21 protein-coding genes and 1 tRNA gene are annotated in these 26,251 nt (G+C 64.7%); 5 read left to right on the top strand and 17 right to left on the bottom strand.

The genetic code is table 11. The annotated features are described in order from the left end of the window. Window positions 1-43: 43 nt before the first annotated feature. Window positions 44-1,315 carry a formyl-CoA transferase gene (gene frc / locus J2X92_RS08450; protein ID WP_028259226.1) on the bottom strand — a complete coding sequence of 424 codons (1,272 nt, stop codon included), beginning with the start codon at window positions 1,313-1,315 and terminating at the stop codon, window positions 44-46. A gap of 26 nt (window positions 1,316-1,341) precedes the next feature. After that, the gene (gene oxc, locus J2X92_RS08445) at window positions 1,342-3,180 is read right to left on the bottom strand and encodes an oxalyl-CoA decarboxylase (RefSeq protein ID WP_093016810.1); all 1,839 of its coding nucleotides are present in this window, start codon (window positions 3,178-3,180) and stop codon (window positions 1,342-1,344) included. Between the two features lie 156 nt (window positions 3,181-3,336). Here oxc and J2X92_RS08440 point away from each other — a divergent pair, with 156 nt between their 5' ends. After that, on the top strand, window positions 3,337-3,945 hold the full coding sequence (locus tag J2X92_RS08440) for a Crp/Fnr family transcriptional regulator (protein ID WP_015867259.1): 609 nt from the start codon (window positions 3,337-3,339) through the stop codon (window positions 3,943-3,945). A 13-nt stretch (window positions 3,946-3,958) separates the two neighbouring features. Here the strand turns inward: J2X92_RS08440 and J2X92_RS08435 are convergent, their stop codons facing one another. From J2X92_RS08435 to J2X92_RS08420, 4 genes are all read right to left on the bottom strand, one after another. Next, the gene (locus J2X92_RS08435) at window positions 3,959-4,795 is read right to left on the bottom strand and encodes a cytidylate kinase family protein (RefSeq protein WP_307574908.1); all 837 of its coding nucleotides are present in this window, start codon (window positions 4,793-4,795) and stop codon (window positions 3,959-3,961) included. A gap of 17 nt (window positions 4,796-4,812) precedes the next feature. Continuing rightward, complete coding sequence (locus J2X92_RS08430) at window positions 4,813-6,342, bottom strand: tripartite tricarboxylate transporter permease (protein WP_307574907.1); 1,530 nt, start codon at window positions 6,340-6,342, stop codon at window positions 4,813-4,815. Window positions 6,343-6,363: 21 nt separating this feature from the next. Beyond that, entirely contained in the window at window positions 6,364-6,885 is a 522-nt protein-coding gene (locus J2X92_RS08425; protein WP_307574906.1) for a tripartite tricarboxylate transporter TctB family protein, read from the bottom strand. A gap of 138 nt (window positions 6,886-7,023) precedes the next feature. After that, window positions 7,024-8,046 carry a Bug family tripartite tricarboxylate transporter substrate binding protein gene (locus J2X92_RS08420; protein WP_307574905.1) on the bottom strand — a complete coding sequence of 341 codons (1,023 nt, stop codon included), beginning with the start codon at window positions 8,044-8,046 and terminating at the stop codon, window positions 7,024-7,026. A gap of 315 nt (window positions 8,047-8,361) precedes the next feature. On the opposite strand from J2X92_RS08420, the gene J2X92_RS08415 reads away from it, so the two are divergent. After that, a complete protein-coding gene (locus tag J2X92_RS08415; RefSeq protein WP_307574904.1) occupies window positions 8,362-8,601 on the top strand; it encodes a hypothetical protein in 240 nt (79 codons plus the stop codon). Between the two features lie 82 nt (window positions 8,602-8,683). Further along, window positions 8,684-8,758: transfer RNA gene (locus J2X92_RS08410), tRNA-Arg, on the top strand. A 190-nt stretch (window positions 8,759-8,948) separates the two neighbouring features. Here J2X92_RS08410 and J2X92_RS08405 read toward each other — a convergent pair. The 4 genes from J2X92_RS08405 to J2X92_RS08390 all read right to left on the bottom strand — a co-directional run bounded on the left by J2X92_RS08405 (window position 8,949) and on the right by J2X92_RS08390 (window position 12,836). After that, a complete protein-coding gene (locus tag J2X92_RS08405) occupies window positions 8,949-9,986 on the bottom strand; it encodes a PIN domain-containing protein (protein WP_307574903.1) in 1,038 nt (345 codons plus the stop codon). Further along, window positions 9,986-10,735 carry a hypothetical protein gene (locus J2X92_RS08400; RefSeq protein WP_307574901.1) on the bottom strand — a complete coding sequence of 250 codons (750 nt, stop codon included), beginning with the start codon at window positions 10,733-10,735 and terminating at the stop codon, window positions 9,986-9,988. Before J2X92_RS08400 ends, J2X92_RS08405 begins: the two co-directional genes overlap by 1 nt. A gap of 545 nt (window positions 10,736-11,280) precedes the next feature. Continuing rightward, on the bottom strand, window positions 11,281-12,378 hold the full coding sequence (locus tag J2X92_RS08395; RefSeq protein WP_307574899.1) for an extracellular catalytic domain type 1 short-chain-length polyhydroxyalkanoate depolymerase: 1,098 nt from the start codon (window positions 12,376-12,378) through the stop codon (window positions 11,281-11,283). A 32-nt stretch (window positions 12,379-12,410) separates the two neighbouring features. Then, entirely contained in the window at window positions 12,411-12,836 is a 426-nt protein-coding gene (locus J2X92_RS08390; protein ID WP_307574898.1) for a CopG family transcriptional regulator, read from the bottom strand. A gap of 256 nt (window positions 12,837-13,092) precedes the next feature. Between J2X92_RS08390 and J2X92_RS08385 the strand changes: the two genes are divergently transcribed. Continuing rightward, window positions 13,093-13,563: a hypothetical protein gene (locus tag J2X92_RS08385; RefSeq protein ID WP_307574897.1), complete on the top strand. Its 471-nt coding sequence runs from the start codon at window positions 13,093-13,095 to the stop codon at window positions 13,561-13,563. 540 nt (window positions 13,564-14,103) lie between these two features. Here the strand turns inward: J2X92_RS08385 and J2X92_RS08380 are convergent. Genes J2X92_RS08380 through J2X92_RS08355 form a run of 6 tightly spaced genes read right to left on the bottom strand, consistent with a single transcriptional unit; the run spans window position 14,104 to window position 18,673 of the window. Further along, window positions 14,104-14,850: a lysophospholipid acyltransferase family protein gene (locus J2X92_RS08380; protein ID WP_307574896.1), complete on the bottom strand. Its 747-nt coding sequence runs from the start codon at window positions 14,848-14,850 to the stop codon at window positions 14,104-14,106. 23 nt (window positions 14,851-14,873) lie between these two features. Beyond that, window positions 14,874-16,160 (bottom strand): dihydroorotase, encoded by a 1,287-nt coding sequence (locus tag J2X92_RS08375; RefSeq protein WP_307574894.1) that lies wholly within the window; start codon window positions 16,158-16,160, stop codon window positions 14,874-14,876. Next, window positions 16,157-17,119 carry an aspartate carbamoyltransferase catalytic subunit gene (locus J2X92_RS08370; RefSeq protein WP_093016831.1) on the bottom strand — a complete coding sequence of 321 codons (963 nt, stop codon included), beginning with the start codon at window positions 17,117-17,119 and terminating at the stop codon, window positions 16,157-16,159. The genes J2X92_RS08375 and J2X92_RS08370 overlap by 4 nt, the downstream gene beginning before the upstream one ends. Continuing rightward, the gene (gene pyrR / locus J2X92_RS08365) at window positions 17,119-17,616 is read right to left on the bottom strand and encodes a bifunctional pyr operon transcriptional regulator/uracil phosphoribosyltransferase PyrR (protein ID WP_307574892.1); all 498 of its coding nucleotides are present in this window, start codon (window positions 17,614-17,616) and stop codon (window positions 17,119-17,121) included. The genes J2X92_RS08370 and pyrR overlap by 1 nt, the downstream gene beginning before the upstream one ends. Then, window positions 17,613-18,074, bottom strand: coding sequence for a Holliday junction resolvase RuvX (gene ruvX, locus J2X92_RS08360; protein ID WP_370878401.1), 462 nt, complete (start codon window positions 18,072-18,074; stop codon window positions 17,613-17,615). Before ruvX ends, pyrR begins: the two co-directional genes overlap by 4 nt. Beyond that, entirely contained in the window at window positions 18,074-18,673 is a 600-nt protein-coding gene (locus J2X92_RS08355; protein ID WP_307574890.1) for a YqgE/AlgH family protein, read from the bottom strand. Before J2X92_RS08355 ends, ruvX begins: the two co-directional genes overlap by 1 nt. On the opposite strand from J2X92_RS08355, the gene J2X92_RS08350 reads away from it, so the two are divergent. Further along, window positions 18,674-20,173 (top strand): cryptochrome/photolyase family protein, encoded by a 1,500-nt coding sequence (locus J2X92_RS08350; RefSeq protein ID WP_307574889.1) that lies wholly within the window; start codon window positions 18,674-18,676, stop codon window positions 20,171-20,173. A 46-nt stretch (window positions 20,174-20,219) separates the two neighbouring features. On the opposite strand, the gene J2X92_RS08345 is transcribed toward J2X92_RS08350, so the two are convergent. After that, on the bottom strand, window positions 20,220-26,243 hold the full coding sequence (locus J2X92_RS08345; protein WP_307574887.1) for a hybrid sensor histidine kinase/response regulator: 6,024 nt from the start codon (window positions 26,241-26,243) through the stop codon (window positions 20,220-20,222). Window positions 26,244-26,251 lie beyond the last annotated feature (8 nt).

Here is a 26,251-nt window from a genome sequence, read left to right as displayed (position 1 = left end):
GCTCGCCCGCCTGTGATCAAGCGGGCGAGCTGGGGTGGGTCCGCTAGACGGCCTTCGATTCTTTCAGGTTGTCGATCTGTGCCTGGGTGTAGCCCAGTTCGGCCAGCACCTGTTCAGTGTGCTCGCCCAAGAGCGGCGAGGCAGTGACCTCGGGCTTGAGGTCCGAGAACTTGATCGGGCTGCCGATGGTCCAATAACTGCCGCGCTCCTTGTGCGGCACTTCGACGATGGAGCCGCTCTTGCGCAGCGACTCGTCATGCAGCAGCTCTTTCATCGACAGCACCGGGGCGCAAGGAATGTCGTGCTTGCGGAAGATGTCGACCGCCTCGAACTTGGTCTTGTCCTTGATGAAGTCTTCGATGGTGGCGAAGATCTGGTCGATGTGCGGCTGACGGGCCTTGGGGGTCATGTAGTCCGGATCGGTCTTCCACTCGGGCTTGCCGAGCGCATCGCAGATCGGGTCCCAGGCGTGGCCCTGCACGGTGAAGTAGATGTAGGCGTTGGGGTCGGTCTGCCAGCCCTTGCACTTCAGGATCCAGCCCGGCTGGCCGCCGCCGCCGGCATTGCCGCCGCGCGGCACCACGCCGTCCTTGAAGGCGTCCATCTCGTGCGGGTACTGCGGGTATTCCTCCAGGTAGCCCACGCTGTCCAGGCGCTGCTGGTCGCGCATCTTCACGCGGCACAGGTTGAGCACGGCGTCCTGCATCGAGCAGGCCACCTTCTGACCCTTGCCGGTTTGCTGGCGGCCGATGATGGCCGTCAGGATGCCGATCGCCAGGTGCATGCCGGTGTTCGAGTCGCCCAGCGCCGCGGCCGAGATCGTCGGGGCGGAGTTTTCGCCCTTCCACCAGCCGGTGGTGGAGGCGGCGCCGCCGGCGCACTGCGCTACGTTCTCGTACACCTTCAGGTCTTCATAGTGGTGGCCGTCGCTGAAGCCCTTGACCGAGGCAACGATCATCTTGGGGTTGAGCTCCTGGATGCGTTCCCAGGTAAAGCCCATGCGGTCCAGCGCGCCAGGGCCGAAGTTTTCGACCAGCACGTCGGATTCGCGAATCATCTTCTCCAGCACGGCCTTGCCTTCGGGCTTCTTCGTGTCCAGCGTGATCGAGCGCTTGTTGCTGTTGAGCATGGTGAAGTACAGCGCGTCGACGTTCGGGATGTCGCGCAGCTGGCTGCGAGTGACGTCGCCGGCGCCGGGGCGCTCGACCTTGATCACGTCGGCGCCGAACCAGGCCAGCATCTGGGTACAGGCCGGGCCGGCTTGCACGTGCGTGAAGTCGATGATCTTGATGCCGTTGAGGGGTTTGTTGCTCATTGAATTAACTCCTGGGTTGCCTTGGATTACTGCTGCTGCTTTTTCTTTGCCGTGCTCGGATTGAGGCTGGTGATCCGGCCGCTTTCCGTTCCGGCCGTCTCGTCGATGACGGCATTGATCAGGGTCGGACGGCGCGAGGCGACGGCTTCGGCCAGCGCCTTCTGCAATTCATCCGCGGTGGTGGCGTTGACGCCCACGCCACCGAACGCTTCCATCAGCTTGTCGTAGCGCGCGTTCTTCACGAACACGGTGGGCGCCACGTCGGGCGTGCCGCTCGGGTTGACGTCGGTGCCGCGGTAGACGCCGTTGTTGTTGAACACGACGATGCAGATCGGCAGGTTGTAGCGGCAGATGGTCTCCACCTCCATGCCGCTGAAGCCGAAGGCGCTGTCGCCCTCGATGGCGATCACCGGCTTGTCGGTGACCACCGCGGCCGCCACGGCGAAGCCCATGCCGATGCCCATGATTCCCCAGGTGCCCACGTCGAGGCGCTTGCGCGGCTCGTACATGTCGACGATGCTGCGCGCGAAGTCGAGCGTGTTGGCGCCTTCGTTCACCACGATGGCGTCGGGCCGTGCCTTCACCTGGTCGCGGATCACGCTCAGCGCGCTGTGGAAGTTCATCGGCGAGGGCCGCGCGGCCAGCGTCACGGCCATCTTCGACAGGTTCTTGTCCTTGCGCTCGGCAATGGCACCGGTCCATTCGGCCGGGGGCTTGGCCCACTTGGCATCGACGCCCGCGAGCAGTGCCGCCACGCAGGAGCCAATGTCGCCGATCACCGGCGCCGCAATGGCCACGTTGCTGTCGATCTCGGTCGGTGCGATGTCGATCTGGATGAACTGCTTGGCGCCCTTCTCCTGGCCCCAGGTCTTGCCCTTGCCGTGCGACAGCAGCCAGTTGAGGCGCGCGCCGACCAGCATGACCACGTCGGCTTCCTGCAGCACGTAGGAGCGCGCGGCCGCGGCCGATTGCACATGCGTGTCGGGCAAGAGCCCCTTGGCCATCGACATCGGCAGGTAGGGAATGCCGGTCTTCTCGATGAATGCGCGGATGTCGGCGTCGGCCTGTGCGTAGGCGGCGCCCTTGCCCAGCAGGATGAGTGGCTTCTTCGCGCCCTTGAGCAGGTCGAGCGCGCGGTTCACGGCGTCAGGCGCCGGAATCTGGCGCGGTGCCGGGTCGATCACTTTGATGAGCGAGCGGCGACCGGCTTCGGCGTTCATGGTCTGAGCGAACAGCTTGGCCGGCAGGTCGAGGTACACGCCGCCGGGGCGGCCCGACAGCGCCGAGCGGATTGCGCGGGCGATGCCCACGCCGATGTCCTCGGCATGCAGCACGCGGAAGGCGGCTTTGCACAGCGGCTTGGCAATGGCGAGCTGGTCCATCTCTTCGTAGTCGCCCTGCTGCAGGTCGACGATCTCGCGCTCGCTTGAGCCGCTGATGAGAATCATCGGGAAGCAATTGGTGGTGGCGTTGGCCAGCGCGGTGAGGCCGTTCAGGAAGCCGGGTGCCGACACGGTCAGGCAGATGCCGGGCTTCTGCGTCAGGAAGCCGGCGGCCGCAGCCGCGTTGCCCGCATGCTGCTCGTGGCGGAACGAGATGACCCGCAGGCCTTCGGCCTGTGCCATGCGCGTGAGGTCGGTGATCGGGATGCCCGGCAGGCCGAAGATGGTGTCGATGTCGTTCAGCTTCAGCGCATCGATGACCAGGTGGAAGCCGTCGATCGTCGCGTCGTGCGCGGCCGTTGCCTCCTCCGTGGGGTGTTTGAGGGCGACCACGACTGCGTCGCCGTCTGCGGCCCGGTTCTTGGGCTTGAGGGCGTCGTCCAGGGTCGTGGATGCCTCTTTGTCCGTTCTTACTGAAGACATGTCTCTCCTTCTTGCTTGGGTGAATGGCCGAGGCCCGAGCCGGGACTATGATTCGGGGGCATGCTTTCGGGCGTTGACCTCGGTCAACTTTCCGGAAAACGGCACCGGCCAGATGAACCAGATGTTGTTGTTGCGAATTCGAGCAAGACGGGACCCATGACGTTGTTGGAAAACCACCCGGAGAAAAACATCATTCGTGCGCAGCTCCGGCAGAACATCCTTCTCAAGGACCTGAGCGAGAGTGAGCGTGCCGAGCTGGAAACCCATCTCGTCATCGTGGACGGCAACAAGGGCGACTTTCTGCTGCACCAGGGCGTGCGCGAGATGGAGCAGTACTTCATCCTCGACGGCATCCTCAAGCGGGTGGTGAGCAACCCCGAGGGCAAGGAAATGATCCTGCGCTTTGCCGATGCGCACGACATGGAAACCAGCTATGCGGCGCTGCGGCTGGGCACGCCCACGCCCTATGGCATCGTGTGCGTCACAAAGGCGCGCGTGGCCAGCCTGCCGCTGAAGGAGTGGATCGCGTTCCTGGACCGCCACCCCGAGACCAAGGAGCTGTTCGAATATTGCGTGATGCGCGGCATGAGCGAAATCATGGCGCACACCATCACGCTGCATTTGCTCGATGCACCCGGCCGCGTGCACCGGTTCATGCGCAAGCACCCGGAGCTCGAGGACCGCATTCCGAGCAAGGAGCTGGCCTCGTACCTCAATCTCTCCGCGGAAACCCTGAGCCGCCTCCGCAAGCGCGGAAAAATCTAGGCGGGCGCCGAACTCAGGTCTGCTTCGCCGACGCGAAGCGGCGTGGAACCGTCATCAGGCGCAGCGCGTTGTCGACGTCGCTCACGCCGTCGACCTTGGAGGCCACTTCCTGCGTGAGCGCGCGTTCCTGTGCATTGAGCACGATGCCGCTCAGCTTTACCTTGCCCTGGTCGGCCTCCACGGTCACGCGGATGTCGCCGGTGGCGTCGTTGTCCTTCAATGCCGACTTCACCCGCGCAGCGAGCGCCATGTTGGCCAAGAGCGCGCGCGAGGCCGGCGTCTCGGCAAACTCCGGGCGCTCGACCAGCGCGCGGATCTGTGCCACGCAGCTGTCCACCGAGAGGCGATCGGTGTTGAGCACCAGGTCGTAGAGCACCGGGTCGCCCCATGTCACGCCGAACTGCGCATGCATGCGCGCCGCATGCGCGTCATCGCTGCGCCGGATCTCGGCTTCTGCAAACTCTGCATCGTCGGTTTCGAGGTGCGCCATCAGCCATTCGACACGCTTCTTCATCGAGCGCGTGATGCGCACGCACACCACGTGCGGCACCGGCCGCAGCAGGCATGTTGCGCCCCAGCCGCGCAGCACCACGTTGCCGCGGTCGGCCAATGCGAAGAGTTCCTCGGCCGTGTAGAGCGCAAGGCTGCGCTTGTCGGCGGTGAGCCGTTCGACAAAACCGGCCTTGCCGTCGCGCAGGCGGCCGATGAAGCTGGTCGGCACCTGCATGCGGTCGGCCACGCGCTCGATCGTCTCGTGGCGCATGGCCTCGAGGCCGAGCTGCTCGGCGAGCCTGAGCGACACGTCCTTGGCAAGGGAGCCCATTTCCTGGGTGAGTGCAATCACTGGCATGGTGAGTTCCGTTCCGTTCAGTCGACAGGGCGCTCGACGGCGAACTCGTCCGGCTTCTTTGGCTTGATGAAAGCCAGCGCCTTGGAGATCAGCGGCCAGAACAGCAGCAGGAGCGCCAGCGTGGTGATGCCACCGACCAGCGGGTTCGAGAACATGATCATCACGTCGCCTTGGGAGACCAGCATGGCCTGGCGGAACGAGTCTTCCGCCTTGTCCCCGAGTACCAGGGCCAGCACCAGCGGCGCCAGTGGAAAGTCGAGCTTCTTGAACAGATACCCCACCACGCCAAAGCCGAGCATGAACCAGATGTCGAGCATCGCGTTGTGCACGGTGTAGGCACCAATGGCGCAGATCACGATGATCACCGGCGCAATGATCGAGAACGGAATGCGCAGGATCGATGCGAACAGCGGCACCGTGCTCAGCACCACGATCAGGCCGACGATGTTGCCCAGGTACATGCTGGCGATGAGGCCCCAGACGAAGTCCTTCTGCTCGACGAACAACAGCGGTCCGGGCTGCAGGCCCCAGATCAAGAGGCCGCCCAGCAGCACAGCGGCAGTGGGCGAACCCGGGATGCCGAGCGCCAGCATTGGCAGCAGCGCGCTGGTGCCGGCCGCGTGCGCCGCGGTCTCGGGCGCCACGACGCCTTCCATCTGGCCGGTGCCGAACTTAGAGCCGCGCTTGGACATCTTCTTGGCCAGGCCGTAGGCCATGAACGAAGCCGGCGTGGCGCCGCCTGGCGTAATGCCCATCCAGATGCCGATGAGCGAGCTGCGCAGCGACGTCACCCAGTATTGCGGCAGCTGCTTCCACGTTTGCAGCACCACCTTTGGATCGATCTTCGCTGTCTTGCCCGAGAACTTGAGGCCCTCTTCCATCGACAGCAAAATCTCGCCGATGCCGAACAGGCCGATCACCGCAATCAGAAAGTCAAAGCCGCGCATCAGCTCGGACTGGCCGAACGTGAGCCGCAGCTGGCCCGTGACCGTGTCCATGCCTACGCTGGCCAATGCAAAGCCGAGCGCCATCGACGCGAGGATCTTGAACGGTGACCCCTTGCCCATGCCCACGAAGCTGCAGAAGGTAAGCAGATACACCGCAAAGAATTCGGGCGACCCGAACTTGAGCGCGAACTTGGCCACCAGCGGCGCGAGGAAGGTGATCATGATCACCGCCAGCAGCGCCCCGACGAACGACGACGTAAACGCGGTAGTCAGCGCGGCGCCCGCGTTGCCCTGCTGCGCCATCGGATAGCCGTCGAAGGTAGTGGCCACCGACCATGGCTCGCCGGGAATGTTGAACAGGATGGATGTGATGGCTCCACCGAACAACGCACCCCAGTAGATGCACGACAGCATGATGATCGCCGAGGTGGGCGACATCGTGAACGTGAGCGGCAGCAAGATTGCCACCCCATTGGCGCCGCCCAAGCCTGGGAGCACGCCAATCAACACCCCAAGAATGATGCCGACGAACATCAAGCCGATGTTCATGGGTGTGAGGATCACCGAGAAGCCCTGCATCAGGGCACTGATTTCATCCATTTCGCATTTGCTCCGTGAGATTCAGTAGCCGAGAAAACGAAGAGGATCGAGGGCGCCCTTGAACAGCGGCACCTTGAACCACACCTCGAACATGCAGAAGAAGACCGTGTTGACGACCAGCGCCGCAATGACGCTCTTCACCCACGAGTACTTGCCCAAGAACACCATGAACAGCGCGATGTAGATCGCCGAAGCCACGTACAGGCCGAGCAGCGAAATGGCCGCCACATAGATAGTGGCCGGCACCAGCACAGAGAGCACGCGCTTGAGCTGCACCGTGTCGACGAAGACCTCTGTCTTCTTGTCCTTGCCGAGCAGCGCCTGGTACAAGATGCCGGCACCTGAGATGGTGATGATCACGCCGATGTAGAACGGGAAATACCCCGCGCCAGGACCGTCGCTGGTCCAGCCCGAGCCCAGCCTCTGGCTCTCGTAGATCACCACCAGCCCTATCACCAGCAGGACCAGCGCAACCACCGCCTCTACCACGTTGGTTGCTACGCCCCTGCGCGGTGCACCATCGGAAATCTCATCGTGCTCCATGGAGTCCCCATCGTTCGTGTGTGTGTATGTGCCGTCAAAAAAACGAGAACGCAGCGCCCCGCCCGCCGCCCGTGCGGCGGCAGTTTCTTCAGTCGAAAAGCTCTGCAGCGCGCTCGATTGCCGCCGTTGTCGTCGTCGTTACTTGTTGCTGGCCAGGAAGCCGGCTTCGCTCATCAACGTGCGGTGCGTGGCTTCCGCTTCGGTGAGCCACTTGGTGAACGCGTCGCCGCTCATGAAGGTCGGGTTGAAGGCACCCTTCTCCATGTACTCCTTCCAGTCCGGCGTGGCGGCGATCTTGGTCAGCAGGTCGACGTAGAACGCGCGCTGCTCGGGGGTTACGCCCGGGGGCATGAAGATGCCGCGCAGCATGGTGTACTTGGTGGGAACGCCAGCTTCCTTGCAGGTGGGAATGTCGTTCCACGACTGCGTGTCGGTCACCTTGGCCTTGAACGGCATGCGCTCGTCATCGAACACGCACAGCGCACGCAGCTTGCCCGCGCGCCACTGAGCCACGGCCTCGATCGGGTTGTTGACGGTGGATTGCACGTGACCGCCCACCAGCTGCACCGCCACCTCGCCGCCGCCCTTGAACGGCACGTAGATGAACTTGGTGCCAGTGGCCTTCTCGAGCGCCACCGTGATGATCTGGTCTTCCTGCTTGGAGCCGGTGCCCGCCATCTTGAACTTGCTCGGCCCCGCCGCCTTGGCCGCCGCGATGTATTCCGCGGCGTTCTTGTACGGCTGCTCGGCATTGGTCCACAGCACGAACTGGTCGAGCGCCATCATCGCGACCGGCGTCATGTCCTTCCAGTTGAAGGGCACGCCCGTGGCCATCGGCGTGGTGAACAGGTTGGATAGCGAGATGACGATCTTGTGCGGATCGCCCTTGGCTTCCTTGATCGCCAGGAAGCCCTCGGCGCCAGCGCCGCCCGACTTGTTGACGACGATCAGCGGCTCCTTCATGAGCTTGTACTTGATGACGATGCCCTGCAGCAGCCGACCCATCTGGTCGGCGCCTCCGCCGGTGCCCGCGGGAATCACGAACTCCACCGGTTTGGTGGGCTCCCATGCGAAGGCTGGCGTGGCCACCGCGAGCGCCATCATGGCTGCGGTGAAGACTTTGGCCCGACAAGCGCGGGTGCGCGAAAAGAAGTTCTTCATCCTGTTGTCTCCTGTGTATGTGCGCTCTTTTTTTAATGAATCTGAGCCGAGGTGCGAACAGGGCAGATGGTGCGCGCTGGAGGAACTTCGCTTGCTTGACCATGGTCAACTTTTTCAAGATTTTGTCTTGGGGTAACCCCGTGCCGCATGGTGGGCGATCAAGCGGGAACGGCGATCCAATGCGACCCCCGCACTTGGGCAAAGCCACGCGGAGCGGCAGGCAGTACGCGGTCTTTTTGGCCTTGCCGAGGGGAATTCGGGTAAACCCTAAAATGGAGGGCAATTCAGCCTATCCATCTAACGCAGGAGTTTTTTATGCCTACCCTTGAACGATCGTCCGGCGCGAGCGCATTTGGTGGTGGCTTGGCTGGCGCGCTCAAGGCATTTGCCGAAGAGGCCAGCGTGCTCGTTCAGGCCTTGCTGAGCCCCGGCAAGGTCATCGACGAAGTTGAGCAGATGCGCGCCCTCCAAGTGCGCGCCAACCGCATCGAGGCATCAGACCCGCTGCGCGCCGACGTGCTGCGCTGGCACGCCTCGCGCATCGGCCTGCGCTGAGCAGCAGCAGCAGGCCACTCGGCGGCTCAGGCAGTCGACAAGCCGGAGCCGCCCCGAACTGGTAAAGTCAGGGCCGCCCTCCGTCTTCGTAGTTCAATGGATAGAACGGGGTCCTCCTAAGACTCAGATACAGGTTCGATTCCTGTCGAAGGCACCAAGGACCCGGTTCACGGCGTCTCACCCCACATCAGAAACCCCGCACGCTCCAAGGCGTGGCGGGTTTTTCTTTGTTCATCCTGTCTCAGTCGGTAGCGATCCCATCGCAGCGGAATACCATCATTTTTGCCGGTAGACACCGGCTCCAACAGACTCGACACCAACAAGGAATCATGGCGCTCACTTGTGGGTCACGTGTCGAGATTGTCCCAATCGTCACCCATCGCCCACCTCAGGGCCGAAAGCTTCCCGCTGATCATTCCCCACTCAAAGTCACTGTACGGCCCGATGTTGTTCGTGCCAAGCTCCTTTTCGGCCTCCTTTGCGGCCTTGAGCGCGCCCTTCCATATATCGTCGACGATCATGTCGCCGGTGTTTCGACCAGGCGTTGCGCCCCACTCCGCACGAGTGACGATCTTGGTCCGGCCCTGATTAATGAGGTACTCGCGGCCTTTGTGACGGTTGTGCCAGACTTGAGTAGTCAGGCGGTCGATCCACCACATCACCTCAGACAACGGTCTGGGCTCTTCCTCAAATGAGTCCATGTACAGAATCTCGCTGACGAATTCAGGGTTGATCTTGTGCAGGCACGAGTTCAAATTCGTGAAGTACATCGACCTGATCTTGCTGAATCCTGAAGCGATGTCGGCGTGAGGCAAACGATCGTCGCCGGCAACAGCGCCGTAGTCATGCTTGTTGTGCGTGACGAAAGCGAACCGCTCGCGCGGCGCACCCGCTTTCACCGTCTCAAAGTACGTCTCAATGATCAGCGCATCGGCCATCGAATTCTTGTCTTGATGGCACGGCCCCTTACGCTGTAGCGCACGGTCAGCTGCCTTGATCTTAGCGGCGTCACTGGTCTCGATGATCGGGAACGCCTCGAGAATCTCCTGAATGCGATCAAGCGTCTTCTTGGCCGAACCCCCGACCTCTGCCCCCTTTCGCCCAAGGTCACCGAGGTACGCGAGGATGCGATCCTTCTTCCTCTTGTCGTCCTTTGAGCGGCGCACAGCATCCTTGACGAGATTGAGGTGCGTGTTTAAGCCCTTGTTGCTCTTCTCAGCGACGCGCCCCCGGTTCTTTTTGAACTCCTCAAGCACGATCCTTGGCACCAGTAGGTTGATGCCGCCATAGGCCAGTATCCCTTCAAGCGGCGCCATTAGAGCCGTCTGCTGCGGCTTGTCGGCGAGGTCAAGCCAGATACACGTGTCGATCAGCACGTTGAACATCACTTTGTCTCGGGCTTCATGTGTGGCCGGTGTTCCTTCGGGTTGAAGAACTTCTGGACCTGATGGTGCACGTTGAGCAAGCCGAGCGCGTCGAGCCACACAAGAACCGCCGTGAACCTGTACTTGTAAAAGTCCATGACGACCTGCGAACCCTGATGCATCTCATACTGCAGCAGCATATAGCTCAGTGACTCAAATTCGAGCCGTAACGGCACCGTCTGCGCATCGAGGGCCTTCTTCAGCCCTTCGGCAGTTATGTCGTCCCAAGCCCACTTCAACCAGTTCGTCTCGCCCTCTTCCGGCACGCTCAGGACCATGGTGCCCAATGAGGCCACCAACTCGAATACTGTCTGAGGGTTATCCGCGAACCGGTGAAGGTTCTTGTACTCGTTGGTGTTCACGATGACCTGCGACGTCAGTAGGTGGTCGATCCGGCCAGCGATGGTGGACTGCACGCGCTGCATTTCCTCAAGCTCGGAGCTCCGCCTGGCCTCGTCAATCTGTCGAGCCTGCAGGACGATGGTGACGACCAAACCGCCGAATGCCAGAGACGAAAAAATCGGATTCAGGAGGCCGCCGATGTAGTCACCATATTGACCCCAAACGGCGGGGTCGCTGGACAGCGTAAGCCAAGCACCTGGGCCAAATTTGTACAGGTACGTCCCCTGGACACCGACGGCAGCGGCTGCACCGAGGGCGAGTAACCACCGAAGTGAACGATTCATCGTCTGCGCAAGCGTGTACTTCATCAGGCATCTCTGATATTTCGGAGCCACGATTAAACACGGAGGCTGGGGAGGTGCGGGACAACAGCGGGCGCGCATGCCTGTAGACAGACCTCAGCCTGCCGAATCGTGCTGGATGATGGCAAGTGAGGTCAAAGAAGGCGATCTTGAGTGCTTGGGGTGCTTCGATGGCGGTTGCGACCTAGGACAGCAGAGGAGCTTTGCACTAGCGATCACAATCGAGAGTCAACCCCTTGGCTCTGACCGTCTGTATTGACGGCGAAACCAACGTCAGATCGGAACAGCTGCGAGGTTCTGTTCGCATGCCTCACATGCAGTTCGCCACCGTTTGAGTCTTCCGGCAGTCGGGCAGGCAAGCTCGTGTGTCAGAACTGCAACATCCGGTCCAGCGGGGAATTCGGCTGGTAGATCTGTCGGCACACCCATACGTTCTCTGAGTGAAATCAAGCATTCATGCGGGATACAGCCCGATTTTCGATTCCTGCCGAACACCAGCAAGCCTTCGCATTTGTAACCGGCAGCAAGGCAATTAGCCATCCAGGCGCTGCCTAGACAGGCTGCCCGCCATGGCGGTTGTCGCCCAATCGATGGGCGAGGAAGAACCGAAGCATCTCGCGGCTCGCGTCGACGCCTTCGGGCTGCGTATAGCTGCCGTGCGCGCTGCCACCCGACCACGCATGGCCCGTGCCGTGAAGACGCCAATGCTCGGAATCTCCGCAGGCTTGGGACGCGGGATAGAGCGTTCGCGTGAAGCGCCGGCCCGATGGCGATTGGCCGTCCTTGACCTCTCCCGGGATCGCCCCCGCGAGGATGGCCAGCCCGTTGTTGGCATGAACGGTCGTGTCCGCGTCGCCATGAAAAACAATGGTCGGCGGCCGCTTTGCTGTTGCACCGGAGGAACCCCGCGCTGCGCCTGTTCGCATCGCGCTCAAGGCCGACGCCACGTCATGCGCGGCACCGTGCGGAAGACCGGAATGCACGCCCACGGCGGCGTAGACATCGGGATAGCAATGACCGAGGACATCGGCCATGGCGCCCCCTGCGGACAGGCCTGCCACGTAGACCCTGTGACGGTCTGCGTGCTGCTGCTGCGTGATGTGTTGGGTCAGCGCAGTCAACAACGCGGGTTCGCCCCGGTCGCGTTGCTGATGCTGGGACTTGAACCAGTTCCAGCATTTCTGGCCATTGGCCCTTTGCGCCTGTTCGGGATAGAGCACCATCGCGCCGCAGGCACGTGCGTGCTCGTTCATGCGCGTGCCGGCGGCGAAGTCGGTAGCGTTCTGGGTGCACCCGTGAAGCATCACGATCAGTGGCTGCGGCGACTCGCGCTGCTCTGCGGCTGGCACCGGAACGAAAAGCATGTAGTCGATGGTGCGGCCCTGGTGCGCGAACGTGCCCTTGACCCATTGTTCGGTGCCCTCTGTCGCCCGGGGCGACTGCGTTGGGCGCTCCTCGTCGATCACTCGGGCTTCGACCTCGATGACGTCTGAGTCGGCCTTGGACAAGTGCGATCCGTCGGGCGCTGCCGGCTGCGGCCCTGCGCCGCTCCGCAGTGCGCGCTGAATGGCCTGGGTGGCTTCGGCCAAGCGCCCGTGGCGGGTGAGATGGGCGGCCTTGTCCATCAGGCCCGCGAAAAGTGGATTCATTGATTGGTCCGGGAAATTGGGTAGAGAAAAAACTAGCGGATGCGTCCTGCCAGCGCCGCCTTGACAGCCGGGGATGCGTGAAGCGCGCCGAGCACGGTCAGCGAGTCGATGGTCGCGCTGGCGAGCGCGGGACTGACGTTCGGATCTATGACGGCAAGGCCAAGCACCCGAATCTGGAGTTTCTCGCCAGCGGCGCGGGCGGCCTCGAGGTCTGCGACCGAAAAACTCTGCAGACCCAGCACCAGCATCTTGCGTGTCACGGCCTGGCGCAGCACGTCGGCATGGGTCGAAAGATGGGTACGGATGGCCGTGCGAATGAAGTCCGTGCGGTTCGAATAGAAGCCTTCCGCCACGAGCAGGTCGATATTGCCCAGATCGACGAAGCCCATGTTGATGGTGATCTTCTCGGACTCCGGCGTCTTGGCGGTTGGAGGTGCGATTGCGGTTTTGGATGGCATACGCCATCCTATCACCATCCACATGGATGGCGCACTTCCCTTAGACGCGGCGTCTCCCCCTGCATCCCAGTACCTGTCAAAAAGCCCGCTGCGACATGACAAATGCCCCTCGCGCCCGCACCTTTGCCGCCTTAGCCTATCGATGCACTCAATCGAAAGGCGGCCCCATGGACGTACTCGAATGGATCATGCTCAACGCGGTGGTTCTGGTCATCGCCGCAGCCATCTACGATTTCTGGCGAGGCTGCAAGGGGCGATGATGGGCAATGCCGCGATGACAATTTCAAGGCGCTTGGGCCGCGTGGTGCATCGACTGTTCGTCGTGTTCCAGTGGGCGACGGCCGTGCTGGTTGTTGCCGTTGGATGGGCTGCGCATCCGCAGCCGATCGAACAGCTGATTCCGTGGGAAAAGAAGGAAAGTTCTTATGCCAGTCCGCAGCTGATGCCGCTGGACGGCGAACCCTTCGCCGCGAAAGCCTTGCCTGCGCCGAAGCGCGAAAAGCCCGTCAACCTTCCGGCGAAGCCTGCGTCTTCGAGTCCTGCGACGCCTGCATCTGGCGTTGCGGTGGACCGACCAGTGCGGCAGGTCCGGTCTGCTCGCCCAGATCTCTATGCCCAAGGCCTCTCACGAGGCGCCGCGGTATGTGGTGTGTTTTTAGAAACTGCGCCAGGGCCTCGCTGCGCGCAGGTTCAGAAGCCGGTAGAAACATCTGCATCACGCTCATGATGTCGTCCCGTAAAAAGCCAGAAATGCAATATGGCTGGCTCGCTTCCTGAAGGCCCGGAGCCGTGGGTTTGACGCGACTCTGGCGTGTCGCAGGCGGATTATGGGCGCCGAATTTCAGTGCGGTTGCACAGCCCCTTGGCAAGTAGTGTTGCTGGCGTGCTTAGGACTTACTGCTGGGTGCTTTTCTCGCCAATGCTTACTTAATAACAGCACTTTCCAACAAGTTGCCGTGGGTTTCTGGAAGCTGTAGGCACCCACCCACGCGTACGGACTGGTTTCTCCCGCAAGCCGTGGCTGCGGGCCCCGCCAATGTAGAGGCCTATCCACACAACGGAGACCCCGATCATGAAAAGCATCATCCTTTGGCTCTGCGGAGTGCCACTGGTCGTGATCATCGGCCTGAAGGTCTTCGGCATCCTCTGAAGAACAAGAGCAATACGAAACGAACGCAGGTTCCTCCTCACGGCGCATTCGTGCGTCGTTAAGCGCTCCTCCGGAGCGCTTTTTTTTTGCGCGCCCTTGCCGCTGCGCACGGCTGAGTCAGTGGGTGTCGTGGCGCAGCTGCTGCACGTCTTCACGCAGCGCCAGGGCCCACGCGCGGCGCTCGCGCCCGAGCGAGGGCTGCGGTTCGCCAAAGCGCACGATGGCCAGCAGCGGCGGCGCGCGCAGCGTGTTCCATAACGAAGTCAGCAGGTTGTCGTCGTCGATGTAGCGCGGCGCCTGGCTGGTCTGGCCGGTGGCCGCGTCGGCAAAGCGCAGCGCGGCGGGCAGCACGGGTGCACCGGAAGAAATGGCGGCTTGCAACAGGTTGGCGTGAAAGGGGAGCAGCCCGTTGCCGTCGCTGGTGGTGCCTTCGGGGAACACGCCGATGCGATCGCCACCCTGCAGCGCCTCGGTCATGTGGTGCACCACGCGCATTGCGTCGCGCCGGCGCTCGCGCTCGATGTAGAGCGAGCCCGCGCCGGTGGAGAGCGTGCCGATGAGCGGCCAGTGCTTCACGCCCGACTTGGAGACAAAGCGCACGTGGCAGGCGGCGTGGATGGCCGTGATGTCGAGCCACGAGAGGTGATTGCAGATGAGCAGCACTGGCCCATCGCCCGGTGGGTTGCCCTGCACCTTGAGCGTGACGCCCATGATCTCCAGCAGGCGCCGCGACCACTGCTGCACGCGCCGGTTGCGCTCTTGCGGCGAGAGGCTCGGAAAAGTGAAGCGGATCGTCCACCAGCCGCCGAGCGCGTGTCCCACCGCATGCAGTAGGCGCCAGCAAGCCTTCAGTGAATGAACCATCGAGATGCGGGCCCTCTTTTCAATCAGCCGTGGACGATGCGGCCAGCGACCAGGGTGTGGCGCGCGCGACCCTGCAGCGGGTAGCCCGCGAACGGCGTGTGCTTGCCCTGGCTCCTGAGCGCCTCAGGCTGCACCTGCCACTCGATGGCCGGGTCGAAGACGCACAGGTCGGCCACGCCGCCCTCGGAGAGCCGGCCGATGCCGGTGGCCGCATCGGCGGCCGTCAGCAGCTTTGCCGGCGCAGAGCTGATGACCTCCAGCGCGCGCGACAGCCCGGCACCGCTGCGCTCGCCCCATTGCAGCGCGAGCGGCAGCAGCAGTTCGAGCCCGGTGGCGCCGGGTTCGGCTTCGGCAAAGGGCAGGGTCTTGGCATCAGCCTCGACGGGCGTGTGGTCGGACACCAGCGCGTCGATGGTGCCGTCGGCCAGCCCGGCCGAGAGCGCGTCGCGGTCGCCCTGCTGGCGCAGCGGCGGATTGAGGCGCGCGCGGCTGTCGAAAAAGCCGATGTCGGTATCGGCCAGGTGCAGCGAATTGATGCTGACGTCGCAGGTGAGCGGCAGGCCTTGCGCCTTGGCCGCGCGCACCAGCGCCACGCCCGCAGCGCTGGAAATGCGGCACAGGTGCACGCGCGCGCCGGTGCTCTTCATGAGTTCGACGATGGTGAAGATGGCGATGGTTTCCGCTGACACCGGCACGCCCGAAAGGCCCAGGCGCGTGGCCAGCGGGCCGCTGGCGGCCACGCCCTTGCCCAGGTCGCGGTCTTGCGGCCGCAGCCACACGGTGTAGCCGAAGGTGCTTGCGTAGAGCAGCGCGCGCTGCAGCACCTGGGTGTCGGCAAGCGGCACGTCGGCCTGGCTGAAGCCGATGCAGCCGGCTTCAGTGAGCTCGGCCATTTCGGTGAGCACGCCGCCGGCCAGGCCGCGCGTGAGCGCGCCGAGCGGGAACAGGCGCGCGCCCTGCAATTTTTCGGCGCGAAACTTGAGCATCTCGACCAGGCCGGGCTCGTCGAGCACGGGGTCGGTGTCGGGCGGGCACACGACGCTGGTCACGCCGCCTGCGATGGCGGCGGCCATTTCGCTTTCGAGCATGCCTTCGTGTTCGTAGCCGGGCTCGCGCAGGCGCGCCGCCAGGTCGACCAAGCCGGGTGCCACGATGCAGCCCGCGGCGTCGATGGTGCGGTCGGCCTTGAAGCCAGCCGGAATGCCGCCGATGCCGGCGATCTTGCCGTCGGCAATGGCTATGTCGGCTTTCTTGTCGGTACCCGACGCCGGGTCGATGACGCGGCCGTTGGTAATCAGTGTTCTGCTCATGCTTCGTTTCCTGCGACGATGCTCATCACTGCCATGCGGACGGCAATGCCGAAGGTGACCTGGGGCAGGATCACGCTCTGCTTTCCGTCGACCACGGCAGAGTCGATCTCCACGCCGCGGTTGATCGGCCCTGGGTGCATGACGATGGCATCCGGCTTGGCCAATTGCAGCTTCTCGGGCGTAAGGCCGTAGGTCTTGAAGAACTCTTGCGACGAGGGCAGCAGCGCGCCGCTCATGCGTTCGTTCTGCAGGCGCAGCATGATGATGACGTCGCAGTCCTTGATGCCCTCTTCGAGCGTGTGGCACACGCGCACGCCCATGCCGGCCATGTCGCCGGGCACGAGAGTTTTGGGGCCGACCACGCGCACTTCGGCGCAGCCCAGCGTGGTGAGGGCATGAATGTCGGAGCGCGCCACGCGCGAATGCAGCACGTCGCCCACGATCGCCACCGTCAGGTTCGAAAAATCCTTCTTGTAGTGGCGGATCGTGTACATGTCGAGCAGCCCCTGCGTAGGGTGCGCATGGCGGCCGTCGCCGGCATTCACCACGTGCACGTGCGGCGCCACGTGCTGCGCGATGAGGTAGGGCGCGCCAGACTCGCTGTGCCGCACCACGAACAGGTCGGCCGCCATCGCACTCAGGTTGGCGATGGTGTCGAGCAGCGACTCGCCCTTGGTGGCCGAGGAGCGCGCAATGTCCAGGTTGATGACGTCAGCCGACAGGCGCTTGGCAGCGATCTCGAAGGTGGTGCGGGTGCGGGTGCTGTTCTCGAAGAACAGGTTGAACACGCTCTTGCCGCGCAAGAGCGGCACCTTCTTGACCTCGCGATCGCTCACGCTGGTGAAGTTGGCGGCGGTGTCGAGGATGTGCGTGACTATGTCCTTGGGCAGGCCCTCGATCGACAGCAGGTGAATGAGTTCGCCGTTCTTGTTGAGTTGCGGATTTCGCTTGTAGAGCATCAGCGGTTCTCCTCGACTTTCAGGCTGAAGGCGCCGTCGTTGGCGCGGGCCAGCGCAAGCAGCTGCGTGTTGGGCAGCGTGAGTTTCGCGGCCGCGAAATCGGCCGCCACAGGCAGTTCGCGCCCGCCGCGATCGACCAGCACGGCAAGCCGCACGCAGGCCGGGCGGCCGAAGTCGAACAGCTCGTTGAGCACGGCGCGGATGGTGCGGCCGGTGTAGAGCACGTCGTCGAGCAGCAACACGTCGGCGCCGTTCACGTCGAAGGGCAGCGCGGTCTGCGCACTGGCCGAGAGGCCGCGCCGCGCGAAGTCGTCGCGGTGCATGGCCGATGAGATGACGCCGGGGGCGCCACTCAGGCCCAGGTCTTTCTGCAGGCGCTCGACCAGCCAGGCGCCGCCGGAGGTAATGCCCACCAGTTTTGTCTCGGGACGCATCAGCGCCTTCACGCCTTTCAGCAGCTCCTTGTAGAGCGCTTCGGCATCGGGTATTGAACTCACGGGATGCTCCTCAAAAATTGTTCCAGGATGATGCAGGCGGAGGCGGCATCGGCGTCGCGGGCGCCGGAGGCCAGCGCTTCGGTGGTGCTGTAGCGCTCGTCGACCTCGAACACCTGCAGATTGAAGCGCCCGCGCAGCTGGCGCGCGAACTTCTGCGCGCGGCGGGTGTTCTCGTGGGGGGCGCCGTCGGGGTGGTAGGGCACGCCGACCACCAGTGCGTCGGGCTGCCATTCCTTGATGCGGGCCTCCACCAGCGCAAAGCGGGCATCGCCCTCGGCCTTGATGGTGGCCTGGGGGGTGGCGGTGCCCAGCAGCCGGTTTCCGCTGGCAACGCCAGTGCGCTTCAGGCCGAAGTCGAAAGCCAGGAAGCTCTGGAAGTGCGCGGGAACGGCAACAGGAACGGGAACTGAAGAAGAGGAAGCGGAGGGTTCGGAAGCGTCTGGCATGGCAGCGGCCATCACGCGTGCCCCGCTTCCGGCGAGAGCTTCCACGCTTCCAGGCCCAGCAGCATCAGCGCCTTGTCGTAACGCTGCTCGACCGGGGTATCGAAGATCACGGCCGGGTCGGCGATCACGGTGAGCCAGCTGTTTTCGGCCAGTTCGGACTCCAGTTGGCCCTCGCCCCAGGCCGAATAGCCGAGCGAAACCAGTACCTTGCGCGGCCCGGCGCCGGTGGCCAGGGCCTCCAGCACGTCCTTGGAAGTGGTCATTTCGAGCCCGCCGGGAATGGTCATGGTCGAGGCATAGACCGATTCCTCGGGCTTTTCGGCATGGGAGAACACCGGCTCGTGCAGCACGAAGCCGCGTTCGGTCTGCACCGGCCCGCCCTGAAAGACGGGCGCGTTGCCCAGTTCGGGGCGCACAAGGTGGAGTTCGATTTTCTCGAACAGCTCCTTGAGGTTGAGGTCGCTGGGCTTGTTGATGACAAGGCCCAGCGCACCGCGCTCGCTGTGCTCGCAGAGGTAGACGACGCTGCGGTTGAAAGTTTTATCTTCCATCCCCGGCATCGCAATCAGGAAATGATGCGTGAGGTTCATCGGGGCAGAATCGGCAGCCATATGCCGCCGATTTTACTGGCCGTCGACAAGACCTATCCCAAAGGGCTCATGTGGTTTCGCCGCGACCTGCGCGTGGACGACAACGCGGCGCTCTACCAGGCCCTCAGGGCCTGCCGGCAGGTGGTGTGCGTTTTCGTGTTCGACCGGGCGATTCTGGACCCCCTCCCCCGGGTCGACCGGCGGGTGGAATTCATCCGCGATTCGCTGCTGGAACTCGACGCCGAGCTGCAGGCGCTCAGCGGCGGTTTGATCGTGCGGCACGCCGCCGCGGTCGATGAAATTCCGGCGCTGGCGCACGAACTGGACGTGCAAGCCGTCTTTGCCAACCGGGACGACGAGCCCGACGCCCTGGCGCGCGACGCCCAGGTGCTCGGCGCCCTGGCCAACGCGGGCGTGAGCTTTCACACTTTCAAGGATTCCACCGTTTTCGACCGCGACGAGCTGCTGAACAAGACGGGCCAGCCCTACACCGTGTTCACGCCCTACAAGCGGGCGTGGCTGGCCAAGGTGGATTCGTTTTTTCTCAAGTCTTATCCGGTTCGTGCCCACGCCGACGCGCTGGCGCCACCGCCCGAAGCCTACCGGGGGGCGGTGCCGACGCTGGAGGAAATCGGCTTTCAGAAAAGCAATCTTTCGGAGCTCGAGATCCCGACCGGCACCAGCGGCGCGGCGGCGCTGTTCGAAGATTTTTTCCAGCGCATCGATCGCTATGACGCGGCTCGCAACTTTCCGGCCGTCCGGGGGCCGAGCTATTTGGGCGTGCACCTGCGCTTCGGCACGGTGTCGGTTCGGCAGCTGGCGGAGGTGGCGCACCAGCTTTCGCTGCAGGGCGATGCGGGTGCGGCGACCTGGCTCAGCGAACTGATATGGCGGGAGTTCTATTTCCAGATCCTGGCGCACTTTCCGCACGTGCATTCGGGCGGCGAATCGAAGAGCTTCCGACCCGAATACGACAAGATCCAGTGGCACCACGGCAAGCATGCCGACCAGCTGTTCGAGGCCTGGTGCCAGGGCCGCACGGGCTACCCGCTGGTGGACGCCGCCATGCTGCAGATCAACCAGAGCGGCTACATGCACAACCGGCTGCGCATGGTGGTGGCGAGCTTTCTCTGCAAGGACCTGGGGCTGGACTGGCGGCGCGGCGAGCGCTACTTTGCGCTGCACCTGAACGATTTCGAGCTGGCGTCGAACAACGGCGGCTGGCAGTGGGCCAGCTCCAGCGGCTGCGACGCGCAGCCCTACTTCCGCATCTTCAACCCGGTGACGCAGAGCGAGCGCTTCGACCCCGAAGGCAAGTTCATCCGGCGCTACCTTCCGCAGCTTGCGGGGCTGTCGAATGCGGTGATCCACGCGCCCTGGACGGCTTCGCCAGTGGAACTGGAAGCGGCAGGCATCAAGCTGGGCGAGAACTACCCGAAGCCGGTGGTGGACCACGCCGAGGCGCGCGAGAAGACGCTGCAGCGCTACGGCGTGGCCCGGGCCAAGGCGCTGCAAAAATGACAAAGGGGCCCGAAGGCCCCTTTGTTTCTGGGTGAACGCCGCAGCGTCAGGCGGCGGCAGCCAGCGCCGGCTCGCTCGTGTACGCACGCACCAGGCGCAGCAGTTCCTCTTCCGAGTAGGGCTTGCCGAGGTAGTGGTTCACACCCAGGGTGCGGGCGTAGTCGCGGTGCTTCTCGGCAATGCGCGAGGTGATCATGATGATCGGCAGACCCGCCATGGAGTCGTCCGCGCGGATGTTGCGTGCCAGGTCGAAGCCGTCCATGCGGGGCATCTCGATGTCGGACAGCACCACGGCCGGGCGCTCCTGCTGGAGCCGCTCGAGCGCCTGCAGGCCGTCGGCCGCAAGCGACACGCGATAGCCTTCGCGCTGCAGCAGGCGCTGCGTGACGCGGCGCACGGTGATGGAGTCGTCGACCACCAGCACCAGCGGAACCTGCGGCACCGGCGGCGCCAGAACCGGCAACGGTTCGTGCGGCACACCGCCCTGCTCGGCACCGGTGGAGGCGCCGTGCGCGGGTGCTGCCAGTGCGGCAGCCTGGCGCAGGCGGGCCTGTTCGCCATGCACCGCGGCCAGCGCCACCGGGTTGTAGATGAGGGCCACCGCGCCAGAAGCCAGCACCGAGATGCCGGCCAGACCCGGCAGGCGCGCGAGCTGCGGCCCGAGGTTCTTGACCACGACTTCCTGGTTGCCCAGCACTTCGTCCACGTGCAGGCCCACACGCTGCGCCGCGCTTCGCACGATCACGACGGTGTTGTTCTTGCTGGTGGGGTGCTCGCTGCGAGCCGAAGCCTGCAGCAGTGCGCCAGCCCAGTAGAACGGCACCTGTTCGCTGCCGAACGGATGGCTGTTGTGCAGGTAGGCGGCTTCGAGCTCGGTGCTGCTCACGCGCTGCACCAGCTCCACCAGATTGGACGGCACGCCAATCGACACGTCGCCGGCGCGCAGCATCACCACGTGCGTCACCGCGGTGGTGAGCGGCAGCACCAGCTTGAAGGTGGTGCCCTGCCCGGCCGTGCTGTGCGTTTCGATGCGGCCGCCGATCGCCGCGATCTGCGCGCGCACCACGTCCATGCCGATGCCGCGGCCTGCCAGCTCGGACACTTGCCCGGCGGTGGAGAAGCCTGGCTTGAAGATCAGCTCGGTCGCCTCTTCGGGCGACAGTTCCTGGTCCGCTGCCAGCAGACCCAGCGTGCGGGCACGCTCGGCAATGCGCGCGTGGTCCAGGCCGGCGCCGTCATCGCGGAAGCTCACCGAGACGTCGTTGCCTTCGTGATGCAGGTCGATCACGATCAGGCCGTTGGCGTCCTTGCCAGCCTTTTCACGCGCCGCCGGCTCCTCGATGCCGTGCGCCACGCAATTGCGCAGCAAGTGCTCGAAGGCAGGCGTCATCCGGTCGAGCACGCCGCGGTCCATTTCGATGGAGCCGCCAACGATGTCCAGGCGCACCTGCTTGCCGGTGTCTTTCGACGCCTGGCGCACCACGCGGTAGAGGCGGTCAGAGATGCCCTCGAACTCCACCATGCGCGTGCGCAGCAGGCCGCGCTGCAGTTCGCGCGTCTGGCGCGCCTGCACGCTGAGGTCGTCTTCGGTCGCCTGCACCGTCTTTTGCAGCGTGCGCTGGACGGTGGCCACGTCGTTCACCGACTCGGCCATCATGCGCGTGAGTTCCTGCACGCGGGTGAAGCGGTCGAACTCGAGCGGGTCGAAGCTCTGCTGCGAATCCTTGGCCTGCGCGAGGCGAGACTGCATCTGGCTTTCGGCTTGCACCTCGATGTCGCGCAATTGCTGGCGCAGACGGTCCAGGTTGCCGGTCAGGTCGGAGAGCGAACCGCGCAGCTGGCCCAGCTCGGCCTCCAGGCGCGAGCGGGTGATGATGACCTCGCCGGTCTGCGCCACCAGGCGGTCGAGCAGTTGGGTGCGGATGCGCACCGCCTGGCCCGACACTGCGCGGGTCGGCGTGAGCAGCGCGGGCGCGGGGCGCGGCAGGAGCATCGGCACGGCGGCCGTTTCCGTCGCGGGCACGGAGCCTTCGCTGTCGTCGGCAGCGGCTGCTACTTCGTCGTTGGCGGACACCCCGGACTCAGCTGGGACCTGCACCAGCTGGACGCCTGGCGAGGTGGCGGATGCCGCGGCCACCAGTTGGGCGACTTCGGCCTGCGTGGCATCGTCCGCGGCACGCAGTGCGTCGAAAGTGGCCTGCAGCGCGTCGAGGCGCGTGAGCAGCTTTTCGATCTCGATCCGATCGGCGCCGCCCTGGCTGCCCAGGGCCTCGATCTCGGATTCCATGCGGTGCGCGCGCTCGCCAAGGCGCATGGCGCCGGCCAGCCGAGCGCTGCCCTTGAGCGTGTGCAGCGTGCGCAGCACGGAGGCGCGCGGTGCGTTGTCGTCGGGGTGATGCGCCCACTGGCGCAACGCCTGGCCCAACTGCGGCAGCAGTTCCTGCGCTTCTTCCTCGAAGATCGGGAACAGGTCGACGTCGACCGCGTCGGCCATGTCGATGGCGTCTTCGGAATCGTCCAGTGCCACGTCGGCCATGCCGTCGGACGCCATCACCTGCTGGTGCTGACGGGTTTCGATGCGAGCCGCGGCTTCGACCGGCATGGGCGCGGCGGCGATGTCGCGCAGCGCCTGAAGCGTGCCTTCAGAAGGTTCGCGCAGGAAGCCGACTGCAAACTGATGCAGCAGGCGGCGCAGCTCGTCGGCAGCGGCAACCAGCACCACGCCCTGTTCACGCGAGCCACTGCCCTGCATCTGCAGATGCTGCAGCGCGGCTTCGAGCAGTCGCGCCATGCCGGAGAGGCTGTGGAAGCCGACCGTGGCCGAACTGCCGGCCAGCGAATGCGCCAGCGCGATGGTCGAATCGGACAGCCGCTCATGGGATTCGAGCGCCCACTCGCCGACTTCGGTCGCCAGTTGCCTGGACCACTCGTCGGCCTCGTTGAGGTAGACGTTGTAGAGCGCGATGCCGATGCGTAGCGGGCCGATGACCTTGACTTGGTCTTCGGCGCTCGATGCGGCAGCCACTTCCAAAGATTCCACAGACTCCACCGCTTCGGCGGTTTCCTGCGGTTCGGGCTGCGGAGATTCTTCGGCCATGGCAGGAGCCGTTTGCTCGGCCGGGGCGGGAACTTCTTCGGCCACGGCCACCGCGGGCTCTTCGGGCTGCAGCTGCAAAACTGGCGCTTCCACGATCTCTTCGGCCGGCGGGAGCTCCGCGGCAACCGGCGTGGGCTCTTCTGCCACCACTGGCGCCGGCTCGGGCGCCCAATGAAGATCGGGGAGTCCATCGAGGGAGGGCAGTTCGGCCGCGGGCTCGATCACCGGCTCATCGGCGGCTTCGGGCGGGGACGACGCGGCCGGCTCTGCCTTGGCAATCTCGGGGAAGTCGAACTTGTCGAGATCGGACCAGGAAGGCTCGTCGGCCGGCAGCGGCTTCGATTCGAAGTCGAGGAAGTCGGTCGACGTGAAGTCGTCTTCGGGTTCAGGCTTGGCGGCCTCCTCGGGTGCCTGCGTGGGCGGCCACTCGAACGCGGCAGCGGGTGCGGGCTCCGGTGCCGCGGCGGTGAGCGAAAGATCGGGCAGCTCCGGGAGCTCCGGCAATGGAAGCAGGGCAACCGCCGGCGGCTCCGCGGCAATGTGGCGCGCGGCCACAGCCAGGGCTTCCGCATCGGCAACGCGCGACGGCATGGCGGGCACGGGCTCCCCGGCCAGCAGGGCATCGGCCACGCGGCTGAAGTGCGAAGACTTCCAGCCGTGCTGCGAGCCCGAAGCAATCGCTTCGACCCACTGGCTGAATTCTTCCATTGCCTTGCGGGTGCCGACGAGCAGATCGGGCGTGGCGTCGCGCTGGTCGGCGAGCCAGGTGTTGAGCACCTGCTCCAGGGACCAGGCGGCGTCGCCGAAGTCGGTCAGGCCGACCATGCGAGAGCTACCCTTCAGCGTGTGGAAGGCACGCCGCAGGATGGTGAGTTCCTCGGTGTCGTCCGGGTGGCTGCCGAGCTCGTCGATCGCGGCCAGGCCGTTTTGCACCACCTCGCGCGCTTCGTCGAGGAAGATGTTCTGCAGGTCGTCTTCTTCGAGCTCGGTGACCTCGGTGTCGGGCAGCGCCGAGGGACCGGTGATCTTGTTGGTCCAGCTGTCGGCCTTGCGGCTGAATTCCTCGATGGGCGAGACCTTCGCCTTGCGGTTGGGCGTGGCGAGGGCGGCAAGCTTGGAGGCAATCTGGGCGTCGACTTCCTCGATGCTGAGCACACCATCGCCGGGGGTGGCGGCAGCGCCCGGTGCCGCGACGTCCGCGGTGGGGGCGTCGGTGGCCTGTCGGCCCATCAGCGGCTTGAGTTCGCCGGCTTCCTGGTCGAACACGAACAGGCGCTTGGCCAGCGTGGGCTGATAGCCCAGCATGTCGATCAGGAAACCGAGTGCGCCCAGGTTGTTGCCGAGCGCGTCGAAGCTCTGCATCTCTTCCACTGGCGATGCGTTGCCCACCAGCATCTGCTCCACGTCGTCGCGCATGCGCTGGACGGTGTGGGCGGCCTGCTCAAGGCCAAGCACCGAGAACACGCCGCGCATCTGCAGCAGCTGGGTGGGGACGGTGCGCAGCAGGCCCTTCTCTGCGGGCCGGCGGAAATACTGGTCGAGCGATTTTTCGAGTTCGCTCAGGTGGCTGCGGAGTTCGTCGACCACTGTGCCCATGGTCTGGCGATCGCTCACGCGTCGGTAAAGGTCCTCCATCCAGGGCTCGAGCGGCTCCGAATGTCCGCCTTCGCGCACGCGCTCGATGCGGCCTGCCAGCTGAAGCGTGCGGGAGGTGAGCTGCGGGTCGCTCGGATCAAGGTCTTCAAGCGCGGCTTCGAGGTAGAGCACCGAAGTGGCGACTTCCATCGCAAGCTCGGTATCCGGCGCCTGACCGGAACGCACCGAGGCTTCGACGGCATTCGTCAGTGCCTCCACCATCGGCAGGATGGGCGGGTGCAGCTTCTGCAGCGACTCGCCGAGCTGCGCGAAGGTGTCGGCCACCTGGCGCGTGCGAGTGACGTCGCCGCCCGAAAGCGCCGACCACATTTCCTTGGCGGTTTCGATGCGCTTGCGGGCTTGCGCCAGCACCAGTGGATCGAAGCGGCCGAACTGCTCGACGCTGTAATCGACACGCGGCTCGCCAGCGACGCCCCAGGCGGCGCGCACGGTGCGCAGCGTGGCGGCTTCGTCGGAGCCGGCGGCGGGCACGGCCTGCGCGCAGAAGAACAACAGGTCCTGGCCCAGTCGGTCCGAGACGGTGCTGTCGCCGCGCGCCAGCGTGGCGTATTGCAGCAGCACGCGCGAGGCAGCGCGCTTGACGTAGGAATCGGCGGGAATCAGCTCAAGCGCCAGGCCTTCGAAAAAGCCGGCGGCCAGGGTCCAGAAACTTGCAACACGGGGCAGCAGCGCTCCGCGTCCGAGCCCCAGGCACAGCGCCTGAAGCCGGCGCGCAGCCTGCGGGTCGCCGGTCTTGACCAGCTGGAGCACCTCGCGGTCGAGCCGCGAACGCACGGCCGGGTCATAGGCCAGCGCGGCCTGGGTCAGCGCGGGTCGCACTTCGACCCAGCGCCAGGCAACGCTCCAGAGATCCGCGGGATGCACGCGCTCGTTGCCGACCAGTTCGAGCACGTCGCGGTATTGCGGGAACAGCGCGACAGACGACACGGCCTTGCCGGCCAGCAGTGCGTTGAGAAAATCGACGACGGCAAAGCCGGCGCGCTCGATCTTCAGGACCGCGCTGTCGGTGCAGCGCTGCGGTTCGGCAATGAAGCCCTGCACCGCGAACTCGATGGAGCCGAGCACCAGCGCGGGGGCGTTGTTGCCCACCATCTGAAGCGCGCCGACGGACTGGTGCAGTTGCTGGCGGGCCATTTGCAGCGGGCCGCTCTCGAGATCCGAGGCACTGCCCACGTCGCGCACGAAGCGCCGCAACGACTTGCCCACACCATCGAGGGATTTCTGAATTTCTCCCAGCACCCAGGCCAGCGGCCCGAGGTCTTCGGTGGCCGGCACGTTGCCGGCAATGGGGGCCGTGGCAGGGGATTGAATCGACACGTTGGATG

Source organism: Variovorax paradoxus (assembly GCF_030811855.1).
Lineage (GTDB): Bacteria > Pseudomonadota > Gammaproteobacteria > Burkholderiales > Burkholderiaceae_C > Variovorax > Variovorax paradoxus_L.
This window is presented reverse-complemented; position numbering and strand designations above follow the sequence as displayed.